Annotated in this window: 14 protein-coding genes; 6 read left to right on the forward strand and 8 right to left on the reverse strand. The window is 65.2% G+C overall.

All coding sequences use genetic code 11. The features are described from left to right. Positions 1–22: 22 nt before the first annotated feature. The 6 genes from EYW47_RS21530 to EYW47_RS21555 all read right to left on the reverse strand — a co-directional run bounded on the left by EYW47_RS21530 (position 23) and on the right by EYW47_RS21555 (position 5,838). Positions 23–388, reverse strand: coding sequence for a response regulator (locus EYW47_RS21530; RefSeq protein WP_133196863.1), 366 nt, complete (start codon positions 386–388; stop codon positions 23–25). A 70-nt stretch (positions 389–458) separates the two neighbouring features. Then, positions 459–1,454 (reverse strand): chemotaxis protein CheX, encoded by a 996-nt coding sequence (locus EYW47_RS21535; protein WP_133196864.1) that lies wholly within the window; start codon positions 1,452–1,454, stop codon positions 459–461. 48 nt (positions 1,455–1,502) lie between these two features. Beyond that, positions 1,503–2,033 carry a hypothetical protein gene (locus EYW47_RS21540; protein ID WP_133196865.1) on the reverse strand — a complete coding sequence of 177 codons (531 nt, stop codon included), beginning with the start codon at positions 2,031–2,033 and terminating at the stop codon, positions 1,503–1,505. Next, positions 2,030–2,776, reverse strand: a complete 747-nt coding sequence (locus EYW47_RS21545) for a methyl-accepting chemotaxis protein (RefSeq protein ID WP_133196866.1) — start codon at positions 2,774–2,776, stop codon at positions 2,030–2,032. The genes EYW47_RS21540 and EYW47_RS21545 overlap by 4 nt, the downstream gene beginning before the upstream one ends. An 11-nt stretch (positions 2,777–2,787) precedes the next feature. Next, complete coding sequence (locus EYW47_RS21550) at positions 2,788–5,151, reverse strand: HAMP domain-containing protein (RefSeq protein ID WP_133196867.1); 2,364 nt, start codon at positions 5,149–5,151, stop codon at positions 2,788–2,790. Between the two features lie 171 nt (positions 5,152–5,322). Then, positions 5,323–5,838, reverse strand: a complete 516-nt coding sequence (locus tag EYW47_RS21555) for a GNAT family N-acetyltransferase (protein WP_133196868.1) — start codon at positions 5,836–5,838, stop codon at positions 5,323–5,325. Positions 5,839–5,961: 123 nt separating this feature from the next. On the opposite strand from EYW47_RS21555, the gene EYW47_RS21560 reads away from it, so the two are divergent. Beyond that, entirely contained in the window at positions 5,962–6,807 is an 846-nt protein-coding gene (locus tag EYW47_RS21560; protein WP_133196869.1) for an AraC family transcriptional regulator, read from the forward strand. Positions 6,808–7,520: 713 nt separating this feature from the next. On the opposite strand, the gene EYW47_RS21565 is transcribed toward EYW47_RS21560, so the two are convergent. Then, complete coding sequence (locus EYW47_RS21565; RefSeq protein WP_133196870.1) at positions 7,521–8,108, reverse strand: LysE family translocator; 588 nt, start codon at positions 8,106–8,108, stop codon at positions 7,521–7,523. A 199-nt stretch (positions 8,109–8,307) separates the two neighbouring features. On the opposite strand from EYW47_RS21565, the gene cobF reads away from it, so the two are divergent. The 5 genes from cobF to EYW47_RS21590 all read left to right on the forward strand — a co-directional run bounded on the left by cobF (position 8,308) and on the right by EYW47_RS21590 (position 13,774). Continuing rightward, a complete protein-coding gene (cobF, locus tag EYW47_RS21570) occupies positions 8,308–9,078 on the forward strand; it encodes a precorrin-6A synthase (deacetylating) (protein ID WP_133196871.1) in 771 nt (256 codons plus the stop codon). Positions 9,079–9,225: 147 nt separating this feature from the next. Then, entirely contained in the window at positions 9,226–9,738 is a 513-nt protein-coding gene (fae, locus tag EYW47_RS21575) for a formaldehyde-activating enzyme (protein WP_133196872.1), read from the forward strand. A 29-nt stretch (positions 9,739–9,767) separates the two neighbouring features. Continuing rightward, the gene (locus tag EYW47_RS21580; RefSeq protein WP_133196873.1) at positions 9,768–10,799 is read left to right on the forward strand and encodes an aldo/keto reductase; all 1,032 of its coding nucleotides are present in this window, start codon (positions 9,768–9,770) and stop codon (positions 10,797–10,799) included. After that, a complete protein-coding gene (locus tag EYW47_RS21585; protein ID WP_133196874.1) occupies positions 10,796–12,235 on the forward strand; it encodes an NAD-dependent succinate-semialdehyde dehydrogenase in 1,440 nt (479 codons plus the stop codon). The genes EYW47_RS21580 and EYW47_RS21585 overlap by 4 nt, the downstream gene beginning before the upstream one ends. A 141-nt stretch (positions 12,236–12,376) precedes the next feature. Then, positions 12,377–13,774: an MFS transporter gene (locus tag EYW47_RS21590; protein WP_133196875.1), complete on the forward strand. Its 1,398-nt coding sequence runs from the start codon at positions 12,377–12,379 to the stop codon at positions 13,772–13,774. 116 nt (positions 13,775–13,890) lie between these two features. Here EYW47_RS21590 and EYW47_RS21595 read toward each other — a convergent pair whose 3' ends face one another. Continuing rightward, positions 13,891–14,760 (reverse strand): LysR family transcriptional regulator, encoded by an 870-nt coding sequence (locus tag EYW47_RS21595; protein ID WP_133196876.1) that lies wholly within the window; start codon positions 14,758–14,760, stop codon positions 13,891–13,893. Positions 14,761–15,182 lie beyond the last annotated feature (422 nt).

A 15,182-nucleotide genomic window follows, 5' to 3' on the forward strand; every position in this document is an offset into this window, starting at 1 on the left:
AGCGCAGCACGTTGGCGGGCCTTCAGCCCGCCAGCTTGCGGAACGTCTCCAGCACTGCGTCGCCCTTGAACGGCTTCACGATCCAGCCGCGCACGCCCGCCGCCTTGCCGCGCTCCTTCATGGCGGGGCTGCTTTCCGTCGTGAGCATCACGACGTTGACCCCCGCATTCCCCAGTTCGCCGCGGATCTTTTCGACCATCGTGAGGCCGTCCATGTTTGGCATGTTCACGTCGCTCACCACGAGCTTCACGCCCGGATTCGCGCGCAGCTTTGCGAGCCCGTCCTTGCCGTCCACCGCCGTGTCCACGTCCAGACCGTTCTTGCGCAGGAAGCCCGCGACTTCGTCGCGCACCGTGCTCGAATCGTCCACCACCAGAATCTTTGCCATGTCGTTCCTTTCCTTCGCGCCGTGAGTGGCGCGCTTTACGTCGACGCCTTACGTCGATTCGTCGATATCGTCAAAACAATTCGAGCTCGCCGCTCGCCTGCTCTTCTTCGGCGGCGGCTGCGGCCTGCGCGGCCGTCTCGTCGAAACCCTCGGGCGACCAGCCGAGGCTGAACACGAAGCGCTGGTCGACCACCACTTCGCGGCCCGTTTTCGGGCAGGTGAGGCGGTACTTGATGCACAGCTGCAGATTGTCCGAGCCGAACGAGAGATAGCGGCGCCGATGATTGATGAGCAGCGGCACCTGCACCTGTGCGCGTCCCCGGCCCGCCTCATCGGCGGCGCGCGCGTTGCCGAGGTAGCGGTTGCGAAACGCGCCCCAGACGAGGTTCGTGAGTTCGGCGAGCACGCCGTTCACGTCGCGGAAGTCGTGCGCTTCGTCGCGGCCTGCGCGCTGCGGCAGCAGCTCGAGCAGCGGCATCTCCTCAGTCTGCATGAGCAGCCACCCGCGGCACCACGCGGTCTCGATCGGGATCAGCGTGAGGACCTCCCCGAAGATGATGCGGTCGCGCACGATTTCCGGCGTGTCCCAGCTCGCCTCCAGATCGGGGAACAGGCTGCGCAGGCGGCCGAGCGTCATGTCGGCGATGCCGTCCACGAGCGGGTCCGGATATTCGTGCGAGAACACCTGCGCATCGAGCGCCGCGCGCAGCGTTTGCGGATCGTCCTCGATCCAGCTCGCGCGCGGCACACGGCGCAGCGCCTCGGGCAGCTCCGCGCTGGCGCCCGCGGTTTCGCAAGGCGCGCGGCGCAGCACGACCGGCAACTCGGGCCGCTCGGCTTCGAGCGCGAGCGCCACCGCGGCTGCGGCCTCGCGCGAGCCGCCATAGTCCTCTCCCAGCAGCACGCCGGCCAGGTCGTAGTGCGTCCGCAGCGCGGCCGCCAGCGCGTCGCGTCGCACCGGCACGATGGCCAGATGATGCGCGTCGCCGAACTGCGCGAGCGCCTCGGCGCGCGCGGGTTCATTTTCCAGCAGCAGGATCTTGCTAATCGGCTTGTTCGTGTTCATGCGTTTGCTTTCCTGCACCTGCGATTGCGTGTGACTCATTGAGTCGCTTCAAAACAATTCCAGTTCGCCCGCGCTGTCATGCGCCTCGACCGCCTCAACGGCAACGAAATCGAGCGGCGAGCGCGTACAGATGCAGAGCGTCGCCCCAAGACGCACGGTGCCGTCGATCGTGAGCGCGTACGACTTCACATGGTCCGGCTTCAGCACGCGCAGATACGGCAGGCATTGGCTGCCGAGCGCGTACGGCGTGGACATCCCCAGGTCCGGAAAATGCTCGACCAGTTGCTGGTTCATCGCCCCGCAGCACAGGTTGCAGAATTCCATGAACGTGTCCACCAGCACACCTTCGGCCCCGCCCATGTAATACGCGCGCGTTGCTTCGTCATCCTTTACATGAAGCAGGAGCAGCAAACGAAACTGCATCGATGAGATCGTGAGCAGGACCGCATGCTCGCCCTGCGCAAGATCGCCCGGGGCAGGCGCGATCTCGCACGCATGCTGCGGATCGGTCACGAGGCGCGTGCGCGCCGCCGCGAAGAAAATCCGCTCGAAACTGTCCTGCGCCTGCGGGCCGATCATGCGTGCGCCCCATCATGCGCTTCTTCGAGTTGCGCGTGCAGCAGTTGCGTGAGCGACTCCACGCTCGCGAGCGAGGCCGCGATCATCTTGCCGCCCGCCTGGATGTCCTGGAACGTCGCGGTCGTGACGAGGTCGTTGCGATTCAGGCTGTCGCGGTAGCTCTTCGAGAGCTCCTGCGAGCGCGTGGCGAGCGCACGCACCTCGCCCGCGACGATCGAGAAACCGCGTCCGGCCGCACCCGCGCGCGCCGCTTCGATTGACGCATTGAGCGACACGATCAGCACATGGCTCACGATCGACGAGAGCTCCTGGTTCTTCTGGTGCATGTCGTGGTTCTGCGCCATCAGCGAGATCATCTGCTCGTGCCAGCGCTCGAAGGTCGCGGACATCTGCTTCAGACGCGCGGCCTCCGCGGCAATGCGTTCGGCGCGCTGCCGTGCTTCGGCGCTACGCCCGCGTTCGGCGCCGAGTGCCGCTTCCATTGCCTCGTTCACCCACTTGCGTTGCGCCAGGTCCGCACGCAGCGACTCGATCTGCGCGCCCAGTGCCTCTTGCTCCTGAGCGGCGCTCTCCTGCGCCGCCAGCACGCGTGCCTCGGCCTGCGCGAGCGCTTCTTGCTGCTGCTCGCGCTGCGCCTCTTGCACATGACGCCAGTGCGCACGCGAGCGCGAGAAGAGCCCCGCTGCGCACAGCGCCGCCACCGCGACGCCCGCCGCTGCTCCCATCAAATACGGTAAAACCACAGCTACCCCCGCTAGTCCGCCAGCGCTGCTTCGCGCAATGCCGGGCGCTCCCCGGCGTACGCCACGGCACATGCCTGCGGCAAATACACGATCGTTTCGAAGTGCCGATAATCGGCGCCCTGGCGGTTGTCGGTAAAGCGCAGCTCGATACGGCCGCCCTTGCGCTCGAGAAAGTCGCGCACCGCATCCATGCCCACGCCGCGCCCCGACACCTCGGTCACGCTGTGCGCCGTGGAGAAGCCCGCGTGGAAGATGAACGCGGCAACCGTCTCGTCGCTTGCGCTCTCGTGCTGACCCAGCCAGCCGCGCTCCACCGCGATGGCGCGAATGCGCGCGAGCGCGAGGCCGCGGCCGTCGTCGGCGAGCGCGATGCGCAGCGCGCCGTCGGCCACGCCGAGTGCGATGCCGATGTGCCCCGCGTCATCCAGGCCCCGCGCGCGGCGCTGCGCCGGCATCTCGATGCCGTGGTCGAGCGAATTGCGCAGCAAATGCGTGAAGACGTCGCTCACGGTGACGGCCGCCTCGCTGCGCAGGCGGTAGCCGCCATCGTCGATACGCACGTGCGGCGCAACCTTGCCAAGCTCTTGCGCCAGCGACGGCAGCGATCCGAGTACGCCTGCGAGCGCTTGCTCCACGCTCTCGGTGCCGATGCCGCCCAGCACGCGGCGCAACTCCACGCGCATCGAGCGCAGCGAATCGAGATCATGTTCGTTCGCGCCGTCGAGCAGGTGCAAGCTCGCATCGATCGGCTCGCGCCCAATGCCGCCAGGTACACCACCGTCGCCCTGCGCGCGCGCGCCTCGCCCGAGACTGACTTCGTTAAGCGTCGCGTAGTGATCGACGGCGTCCCGCACGCGCTGCAAATCGTCGATCAGCGCTTGCTGATCCCAGCTGTGGCTCGTATCCGCGCGGCGCAGCGCGTCGTAACGCTGCTCCACCTCGTGCACGACGCCCGTGAGATGCTGGAGGCTGTACGTGCGCGCATTGCCCTTCACCGTGTGCATGTTGCGGAACAGCGCGGCAACGGCGTCCATGTCCGCACAATCGTGCTGGCGAATGATGCGCTCGTTCTCGTGAATGAAGCCCTTCGAGCTTTCCACGAAGCGATGGAACTTCTCCTCGCTCACCGCGAGAATCTCGCCGATCATCTGCAGGCTGCGCTTCTGCTCGCCCGCCTCCGCCGCGAGCTCGCGCAGCTCGGTCACGTCGCGCACGCACAGCATGAGGCGCACGACCACGTCGTTTTCGTCGGTGATCGCCGACCAGCTCAGGTCGAGCACTTTCTTGCGCCCATCGGGCATCGTGCGCGTGATCTCATTCACGAGCAGATGCTGATTGAACGCGAAGTTCACGTCGTCTTCGCCGAGGCACGCGTGCACGGCGGCGTCGATCTGCGCAAGCGTGTCGGCGTCCAGCTCCGTGTGCGAGAACACGAGGTCCATGAGCGGGCGTCCCGCGATCTCGCCGGTCTCGAAGATCGCTTCGAGGTAGGCCGAATACTCGTTGTGCACGCTCGCGCCTTCCACGACCGTGAGAATGCCTTGCTGCATGTTCTGCAGCATCGCCTGAATATCGGCGGTCTTGCGCTTGAGCTGGGCGGAGCTGTGCTGGATCTTCTCGATCATGCCGTTGAACGCGACGACCGAGTGGCCGATTTCGTCCATGCGGCCCACCGGCACGCGGCGCGTGAAGTCCTGGCTCGACGCGATCTCGCTCATCATTTCCTGCATGCGCGAGAGCGGCCGCGTGATCTGGCGGTACAGCAGCGCGCCGATCAGCGTGAGCAGCAGGACCGCGCCGCCCGTCACGCCGGCGATGGCGCTCGTGGTGGTGTCGAGCATGCCGTTGAGCGCCTGGATGGCCGCGTCTTTCTGGCGATTCTTCTCCACGCGCATCGTGGTGACGATGCCTTCGAGTTCGTCGCGATACTGCGCGACGTTCGCGAAAAGATAGGCCTGCGCGAGCGCGTTCTTGCCCGCCGCCTTCATGTTCGCCGTTTCTTCGATGGCGTTGAAATAGTTCGCGATGCTTTCCCGCGCCTGCGCGACGAGCCCGTCCTGCGCGTGGCTCGCGGCGGCCTGCCGCTGCACGTCGAGCGCGGCGCGCAGCGCGGCTTCCTTCTTCTTGAGCTCGTCCTGCGCCAGTTGGGCCGTGGTCGCATCGGGCGCGTAGACGAGCGTCATCGTCGCGAGCTGCACGTCTTTCACGAGCGCAACGAGATCGGAGGAAGCCAGCGCGCTGGGCACGACGCCTTGCGTGACCTGGTGAACGTCGGTGGCGCTGCGGCGCGTCTGATAGACCGCGTAGCCGCCGATGGCGGACAACGCGACGAACATCAGCACGATGAGTAGCGTGATGCGGTGGCGAATGGTCATGTCGAAATCCCCGGGCCTTCGCCGTGCCGGACGCGCTATGGCTGCGCGACTCGTGACACGAAAGGCCAATTTATTCGGGGTGCATTATCGACGCTCATGTATGACGAAATGATGAATAGACTTATTGTGTGCGCCGGCGCACCGACACTTCGTGCGTGACATGCCTTGCGCTCAGTCCAGCATCAGGACCATGAGTTCTTCGTCGAAATACTCGCCGTCGATGCACAGCGAGCGCGGCTCGGTGCCATAAATCGTGAAGCCGAGCGAGCGGTACAACGTTTGCGCGCGCGGATTTCGTGCGCCCACGGACAAGTGCACCTGCTCGACGCCGCTCGCACGCGCATGCTCGACGGCACACTCCATCAAGCGCCGTGCGACGCCCGAGCGCCGATATGCGGGCTCCACGAACACACCCCAGATCATCGACTTGTGCGCGAGCTTCTGACGCGTCTCGCGCCGCCAGCCCACGATGCCCACGAGCGCCGCGCCGTCGAAGGCGCCGAACACGGCTTGCTGATCGGTCTCGCGCACGCGCGCGATATTTTCCTCGCGCGTCCAGCGCGCTTCTTCCTCGCGCGTGGGCACGATGCCATAGGGCGTATCGACGGTGGCCTGAAGGCGCAGGGCGTGGAAAGCGTCGACATCGTCTTCGGTGAGCGCACGGATCGCGAGCGGAGCGGCATTCATAGGCTTTGCTGTACGGGATAAAAAGGGGATCGAAGCACGACGCTAGCACGATTGCGGCATACGCCTTTGCACAATGGCAGCGCCGGTCTGCGTTAATATGCCCATTCGATTCTTCGCGCTGTCATGCCACCGAGGCCCACCGTGCCACAACCGACCGACTCCACGCCCACGTTCTGGCGCGACCCGGCTCTCCCGTTCATCGAAGTGCGCGCCATCGCCGATGGCCGCAAGCTGCGCTACGGGCGTCACGCGCACAGCACGTTCTCGATTGGCGCGGTGACGGGCGGGCGCAGCACCTATTCGAACGGCGACACGCTCGAACACGTGCATGCGGGCGCCGTTGTCATTGTCAACCCGGAAGTTGTGCACGCATGCAATCCCGCTGCCGACGAGGCGTGGGCCTATCGAATGTTCTATCTCGATGCGGACTGGCTCGCGAAGCTCCAGCATGCACAGGGCTTCGGCACGCAGGCGGGATTCGTGCCGTTCGAGCAGACGCTCACGTGGCGCGCCGATCTGTTCGCGGGCCTGAATGCGCTCTACGAGGTGCTCGTGAATCCGGGCGAAGACGTGCTGCGCAAGGAAAGCGCCGCCATGCAGTACTTCATGGCGCTTCAGCAGGCGCTCAACCCCGCGCCGCGTGCGAGTGCGCCGCCCGAGCCGAACCGGCGCCTCGCTCGCGCCGCCGAATTCATCGACAGCAATTACACGCGCGCGCTCAAGCTTGAAGAGATCTGCGCGGCGGCGGATCTCTCGCCTTCGTATCTGATCCGCGCGTTTCGTGAGCAATATGGTTTGACTCCGCATGCGTATGTGGTGAACCGGCGCATTGAGTTCTCTCGGGCGCAATTGCGGCGCGGACATGCTATTGCGGACGTTGCCGTCGAGGCTGGGTTTGCTGATCAGGCGCATCTGCAGCGCGCCTTCCGACAGTTTGTGGCGGCCACGCCGGGGCAATATCGCGGATGAGGTGTGCGTTTTTTGTTGTGTGTTTTGGTGTGTGTTTTGGTGTGTGTTTTGTCGTGTGCTTTGGCGCTTTGGCCTTTCCTTGTTTTCATGTCGGTATATTGGTGTTGCCCCTGTGCGGGGCGGCACCTACTTTTCTTTGCAGCCGCAAAGAAAAGTAGGCAAAAGAAAGCGGCTCAAACCGCCAGTGTGACGCAGTCCACCACTGCCCTCTAATCGGAGCGGCTCCGGGGCATCCGTCACCTCGCACACTACGCGTAAGTGACAAAGGACTCATCCTTCCCGCCGCGCGCTACGCGCGGGCGGAAAGGTCTGCAAGGAAAACCGGGCGTGCTGCCTGAGAATGCGCGGGAATACTGCTGAGCGAATATCCGGTAGTCCTACGAAAACGCGTGCATCCCACTGGTTTTGGTTATGCCTCACGGCGCGCGAAGCGCCGCCGGATGGATGAGCCCTTTGTCACTCCGGGTGACGACGCGTGATGACAGACGCCCCGGAGCCACTCCGATTAAAGGTTAGTGGTCCACTGCGTCACACTGGCGGTTTGAGCGGCTTTCTTTTGCCTACTTTTCTTTGCCGCTGCAAAGAAAAGTAGGTGCCGCCCCGCACAGGGGTAACACTAATAGACCTACATGAAAACAAGGAAAGGCCAACACCCAGAAAACCCCCACCAAAACCGAATCTCAAACGCACTCGAAAGTGCCTGCGCCCGCAGCTCAATCTAACAGCAACCACAGCGCGCTCACGGCGAGCATCACCGCCATCATCCGGTTCACGACCCGCACACGTGCCGGCACGCGCAGCGCCTGCCTCATCGATGCGCCCGCCCACGCCCAGCACGCAATCGACGCGTAGCAGACCACGAAGTAAATCGCCGCGAACTGCAACACGATCCCACTCTCGCCGGAGGCCGCATACACCCCCATCCCCGCAACCGAAGCGAGCCAGGCCTTGGGGTTGAGCCACTGCATGGCGGCGCCGGTCATCAGCGACGGGCCGCGGGCGGCGCGCGGCGACTCAATGCGCCCATCGTCCACCGCCAGCTTCCACGCGACAAACAGTAAAAACGCCACGCCCGCCCATTCGATCGCACGCGTGAGCGAAGGCCACTGCGCAAGCAGCTCGCGCAGGCCGAGCCCGATCAGCAGCAACAGCAGCGCGAATCCAACCGTCGCGCCAGTCACATGGCGCAGGCTCGCACGCAGTCCATAACGCGCGCCCGCGCCCAGCGCGACGATATTGACGGGTCCAGGGGTGATCGACGTGGCCAGCGCGAAGGCGGCCATGGAAAGTGCTGTGCTCACGGTTCTCCTCGATACGCCAGTCGGCGATGATCCAGCGTCGAGCATACGAGGCGCGCGCGAGCCCGTATTGAAGAAAACTGCCCCGCGAAGCGTCGATGGGTGAACTGTCGAACTCACGCTATGATTCGTCGCGCGGCCTGCTTTCATTTCAAGCCGGCATCGAACCGCTCTCCGACGACTCATCCACCGGACTCTCCACGTGAAAAAGATCCTCATCATCGGCATAGGCGCCGGCGATCCGAATTACCTGACCGTGCAGGCCATCGAGGCGCTCAACGCCGCCGATGTGTTCTTCGTGATGGACAAAGGTCCCGCGAAAGATAAGCTCGTGGCGCTGCGCAAGGAAATTTGCGCGCGCTTCATTAGAGATCCGAACTACCGTATCGTCGAAGCGGAAAGCCCCGAACGCCGGCGCGACGGCGTCGAATACAAGGCGGCCGTGGACGAGCTCAACCGCGACAAGCAGCGCGTGTTCGAAGGCCTGATCGAAAACGAGCTCGCCGAGGACCAATGCGGCGCCTTCCTCGTGTGGGGCGACCCGTCGCTCTACGACAGCACGATCCGCATTCTCGACGCGATCCTCGCCGAGGGGCGGCTCGCGTTCGAATTCGAGGTGATTCCAGGTATCAGCAGCGTGCAGGCGCTCGCGGCGAAGCATCGCGTGCCGCTGAACTTCATCGGCCAGCCCGTGAGCATCACGACCGGGCGGCGGCTCGCGGAGAACGGCTTCCCCGACGATGCCAACAGCGCCGTGGTGATGCTCGACGCGCAGAACGCCTACACGCAGCTTGCGGGCGAGGACTTCGACATCTATTGGGGCGCCTATGTGGGCACGCCCGACGAGATCCTCGTGGCGGGACGCCTCGACGATGTGAAGGACGAGATCGCGTGCGTGCGAGCACAGGCGCGCGAGGCGAACGGCTGGATCATGGACACCTATCTGCTGCGCAAGCGCGGCGTAAAGGACTGAAGGCGTCGGCCGCCGGGCATGACCTGGCGGAAACCCGGATATGAGTTTGCCTCGCAACCCGGCGAGAAATCATCGATTCATGCGCTGTCCAGCGCGGTCGCACAATCGCTCCACCGTTTCATTACGTATCGGCCAAGGAGCAGACACATGGACAAGCAGCTTTACATCGGCGAAGGGTTCGAAGGGCCCGGCGTCAATCTCGCGCACATCAACGTACTGGTCGGGCCGCGCAACGGTCCGGCCGGCCAGGCGTTCTCCACCGCGCTCGCCACGCCCTCCGCGGGCCATGCGCCATTCGTCGTCATCGCCAGGCCCGGCATTCCCACCAAGCCGCTCACGCTCTACGTGAACAAGGCGCAAATCGAAAACGACTTCCACGGCAACGCCACGTGGGGCGCCTCGCAAGCTGGCATCGCAAAGGCGGTGGCCGAATCGCTCGAAAACGGCACGCTGCCGCCGGAAGCCGAAAACGACTGGGTGGTGGTGTCGGCGAACTGGGTCAACCCGAAAACCGACGACCTCGACGCCGTGTTCGAGAACAACTATCGCGCCTGCAAGAACGCGATTCTCGCGGCCATGAAAGGCCTGCCCCGCAAGGATGACGTGTTCGCCGCCGCACGCGACGTCTCCAACCCGTTCTATACGCCCAAGCAAGCCTGAGCGGGTCTGTTCAAGAGGAGACACAAGCCATGGAATACGTGCGTCTTGGCCATTCCGGCCTCAAAGTTTCGCGCCTGTGCCTGGGCACGATGAACATGGGCACGCCGCAATGGAAGCCCTGGATTTTCGATGAAGCGCAAAGCGAGCCGATCGTGCGCCACGCGCTCGACGCCGGCGTCAACTTCATCGACCTCGCCGACTTCTATTCGACCGGCGTCGGCGAAGAAGTCGTCGGCCGCATTCTCAAGCGCCTCGCGCGCCGCGAGGAAATTGTCGTGACGACCAAGGTCGGTTACGACATGGGCGCGTATCAGAACGCGGGCGGCCATTCGCGCAAGCACGTGATGGACGGCATCGACGCGTCGCTCAAGCGCCTCGGCATGGACTATGTCGATGTCTACATGCTGCACTTCTTCGATGTGAACACGCCTGTGGAAGAGACCATGGGCGCGCTCGACGACATCGTGCGCGCGGGCAAGGCGCGCTACATCGGCGTATCGACGATGTACACGTGGCAGTTCGCCAAGATCATGCAGGCCTGCGAGCGCAATGGCTGGCACAAGCCCATCAACATGCAGCTCCAGCTCAACGCCGCCTACCGCGAGGAGGAGCGCGAAATGATCCCCTACTGCATCGATCAGGGCGTGGGCGTCTCCGTGTTCAGCCCGCTCGCGCGCGGCCTGCTTTCGTGCGCACCGGACTCCACGCGCAACCAGACCGACTTCTTCACGGCCCAGATGTATGGCGACAACGCCTCGCGCGAAATCGCGGCATCGATCGCCCGCGTGGCGCACGCACGCGGCGTGAGTCCCGCGCAGATCGCCCAGGCCTGGGTGCTGTCGCGCGAGGGTGTGTCGAGCATGCTGGTGGGCGCCGATTCGTCAGCGCAGTTCGATAGTGCGCTCGCGGCGCTCGAAACCCGGCTCAGCGCCGACGAGCTTTACGAGATCGATCGAAACTACACGCCGTGCGATCTCATCAACGACTACACGGCGGGCCGGCGCGTGCCGCGCGAGGCGCGTGCGCCGCGGGCCTTCACTGAAGGGAAGCAAGCAGCATGACAGACTTTCTGCGTACTGGACATTACATCGACGGCGCCTGGCACTCGGGCGCCCAGACCTACGCGGTCCGCAACCCGGCCTCGGGCGAGATCGTCGCTCAGGTGGCCAGAGGCGGCGCCGAGCAGGCGCGCGAAGCGATCGCCGCCGCCGAGCGCGCCTTTCCTGGCTGGCGCGCGCTGACCGCCAAGGAGCGCAGCGCGCGCGTGAAGCGCTGGGGCGAGCTGATGCTCGAACACCGGGACGCGCTCGCCGAACTGCTGTCGCGCGAGCAGGGCAAGCCGCTTGCCGAAGCGCGCGGCGAGGTGGCCTATGCGGCCAGCTTCTTCGAGTGGTTCGCCGAAGAAGGCAAGCGCTGCTATGGCGATGTCATTCCGAGCCCGAAGCCGCACGCGCGCATTGTCGTGACGCGCGAGCCGGTGGGCGTGGTCGCCGCCATCACACCGTGGAATTTCCCGCTCGCGATGATCACGCGCAAGGCCGGCCCCGCGCTCGCGGCGGGCTGCACGATGGTGCTCAAGCCCTCCGAGGAAACGCCGCTCAGCGCGCTCGCGCTCGCGGTGCTGGCCGAGCAGGCCGGCGTGCCGGCCGGCGTGTTCAACGTGGTTTCCGGCGACGCGGTCGCCGTCGGCAACGCGCTCACGGAGTCGCCCGTCGTGCGCAAGCTCTCGTTCACCGGCTCCACGCGCGTGGGCAAGCTGCTCGCGCGCCAGTCGGCGGACACGCTCAAGAAGCTCTCGCTCGAGCTGGGCGGCAACGCGCCGTTCATCGTCTTCGACGACGCCGATCTCGAAACGGCCGTGCAGGGCGCCATCGCCTCGAAGTTCCGCAACACGGGGCAGACCTGCGTGTGCGTGAATCGCTTCTACGTGCAGAGCGGCATCTACGACGCGTTCACCCAGGCGCTCACGAAGGCCGTGCAGCAACTGCGCGTGGGCGATGCGCTCAAGGGCGACTGCGACCAGGGCCCGCTCATCAACGAAGCGGCGCTGGCCAAAGTCGAGGCACATGTCGCCGACGCGCAGCGCCACGGCGCACGCGTGCTGACCGGCGGCAAGCGTCACGCGCTGGGCGGCACCTTCTACGAGCCGACGGTGCTGGCCAACGCGAGCGCCAGCATGCTGATCGCCAGCGAGGAAACCTTCGGGCCGGTTGCCGCATGTTTTCGCTTCGACACCGAAGGCGAAGTGATTGCCGAGGCCAACGCCACGCCCTATGGCTTGTCCGCGTATTGCTATACGCGCGATCTCGGACGCGCCTGGCGGATCGCGGACGCACTGGAGTCCGGCATGGTGGGCATCAACGACGGGATCATCTCCACCGAAGTCGCGCCGTTCGGCGGCGTGAAGCAGTCGGGCCTCGGCCGCGAGGGGTCGAAGTACGGGCTCGACGAGTACGTCGAGCTCAAGTACGTGCTGATGGCCGGCCTCGACCGCTGAGCGCCACGCCCGCGCGCTGTGCCGCGCCTTCCCGTGTCGTTTGCGCGGGAAGGTGCACGCAAAGCGCCGAACGCAGCAATCTGCGCGCCGCACGATGCGGCGCCGCGCCCGACACCAATCAGAATGTATCAAGGAGACCGCATGACTCAACCTCCCTCGTGGCCAACCGCGCTCGAAGAAGTGCAGACGCGGCCCGACGCGCCGGCTCAAGGCACAGCGGCCGAGCAAGCGCAACGCGTGACGCTCGACGACATTCCCGTCAACGCGTTCCATATCCGCATTGCCGGGCTGACCTTCGGCGCCCATTTCACCGAGGGGTATGCGCTCGGCACCATCGGCTATGCGCTCGCGTCGCTCAACAAACAAATGCCGCTCGATACGTTCTGGACCGGCATGGTGGGCAGCTCCGCGCTGATCGGCATTTTTCTGGGCAGCCTCGTGTTCGGCCGGCTCTCCGACCACATGGGCCGCCAGCGCATCTTTCTCCTGAGCTTTCTGATCATCACGATCGCCGCTTTCGCGCAGTTCTACGTCAGCTCGCCCCTCATGCTGTGCGTGCTGCGGATTCTGATAGGCGTGGGCATGGGCGGCGACTTCGCCGTCGGCCATACGTTCCTCGCGGAGTTCTCGCCGCGCAAGCACCGCGGCACGCTGCTCGGCTCGTTCAGCGTGATCTGGACGATCGGCTACGTGGCGGCCAGCGTGCTCGGCATCCATTACGCCGACGCGTCGCCCGACGCATGGCGCTGGCTCCTCGCCTCAGCCGGCGTGCCGGCGCTCGCCGTACTCGTCGCGCGCATCGGCACGCCCGAATCGCCGCGCTGGCTGCAAAGCAAGGGCCGCATCGCAGAGGCTAATGCGATCGTGCACAAATACTTCGGGCCGGACGTCGTGCTCGATACGCCAGCCGACTTGCCGAAGAACGCCAACGATGGCTTCGCACGCCTGTTCAAGGCCGACCTGATCCGGCGCACCCTGTTCAACTGCACGTTCTTCGTGTGCCTCGTGATTCCCTACTTCGCGATCTACACGTTCCTGCCCGCGGTCCTCAAGGCCGTGCATCTGGACGAGAGCACGGGCGCGGACTTCCTGCTCAACGGCATGCTGATCTTCGGCGCGCTGCTCGGCATCTGGCTGATGATCCGGCTGCCGCGGCGCACGTTCCTGATCAGCTCGTTCGCCATCACCTGCGCATCGCTCGCCATGTTGAGCGTGCTGCCCGACTCCGCGCGTACGCCCATGATCGTCGCATTCGCGCTCTTCACGGTCACGATGTCCGCATTCTCGAATCTCGTGGGGGTGTATCCGCCGGAGTGCTTCCCGACCTCGGTGCGCGCTTGCGGCGTAGGCGTTGCGATTGCCTGCAGCCGGCTTGGCTCGGCGATCGGCACGTTCTTGCTGCCGCTCGGCATCGCCGAGTTCGGCTTTCATCCGACGATGATGGCGCTCGCCGCCGTGTTGCTGGTTGGCATGATCGTTTCGATTGCGTGGGCGCCCGAAACGAAGCACCTGACGCTCAATCAGGCGAGTCACCATTGACTGGCGCGCGGCGCTTATCGCCGCGCAAGACACAGCGCGCGAGCCCTGGGCCGCGCGCTCTTTTTATTGCTGGACGGGCTGGCATTCGGCTACGCCGCGCCGCCCTTGCCCGCAGCCTACTCGGCGATCATGATCTGCTGACGCAGCCAGTCCGCAAAGGCCTGCACATGCGCGAGCTGCGCGTGTTCGCGCCCGATGTCGAGCCAGTAGCCGTAGGGGCCATTCACCTGCACGTCGGAGAACGGGACGAGACTGCCGTTCGCCAGCTCCTCGGTGATCATGTTGCGGTCGACGATGGCGAGGCCCGCGCCCTTGCGCGCGGCGTGAATAGCTTGCTCGAGCGTCGAGAATTCGATGCCGTTGTCCTCGTCGCCGCCGGGCAGCCCCGCGCTTTCGAGCCAGTCGGGCCACAGGCCGAGCCGCTCGCCCTCGTGCAGCACATGCAGCCGCGGCCATTTGCGCACCAGCGCCTCGACCGGCTCGCCGCCCAGCCAGGGCGCACCAACCAGCGTATGCCGCTCCACCGCAATCAGCTCCGAGCAGGCGCCGGGCAATGCGCTGCGCCCGAAGCGAATCGTGCAGTGGCAATCGGCCACCGAACTCGTCCGCACGGAAAGCTCGACGTCGGGCAGCGCGGCCGAAAGCAGCGGCAAGCGCGCCGAGAACCATTGCGTCGCGAACGTCGGCGGCAAGGCAAGCACGAGCCGGCGCCGCGTCTTGGTGGATGAGAACGAGTGAGTGCCGCGCTCGAGCATATCGAAGGCGGCGGAAACACACGGCAAGAGACGCGCCCCGGCTTCGGTGAGCCTGATGCCACGGGGATCACGCTCGAAGAGCTTTTCCCCCAGCGACTCTTCAAGAATCCTGATTTGTCGGCTGACCGCGCCTTGCGTCACGCACAGGGACTGGGCAGCGCGGTTGAAGCTCAGGTGTTGCGCCGTTTCTTCGAAAAAGCGCAGCGCAATCAGCGAAGGAAGGCGTCGCATAGAGTTCGTGCAATAGGAGGCCAGCGGCCGCGGACAACGCTCGTGTGGCCAGCGGCAATGAGATTCCGGCGACGCGCAACGTATGCCGGAAGCAGCGGCCGGTCAAGTTTTCAGGGGCGCCGTGCAATGGCCGCGGGCGGGCGGCACGGCTCGCGGGCCGCCCTGCAGGCTCGGGAAAGGAACGAGAAGTGGCCGAGAGGCGGCCGAGAAGCGGCCGGGCAAAAGGTTAAGAATGCTGTCGTGAAACGTGCAGCCAGAATTGAACGATTTTTGCCCCTTACCGTGCACGCAAACGATCGCAACACGGCATGCCATCTGGTCACCGCCCTCCTGCGACCCGATGGCAACCCCATCAAGCCCGCGCAATGCGGGCTATTTCTCGCGCGCAAGAGATAGCAGAGTCGCGCGCACGAAACGATCAG

Source organism: Paraburkholderia silviterrae (genome assembly GCF_004353915.1).
Lineage (GTDB): Bacteria > Pseudomonadota > Gammaproteobacteria > Burkholderiales > Burkholderiaceae > Paraburkholderia > Paraburkholderia silviterrae.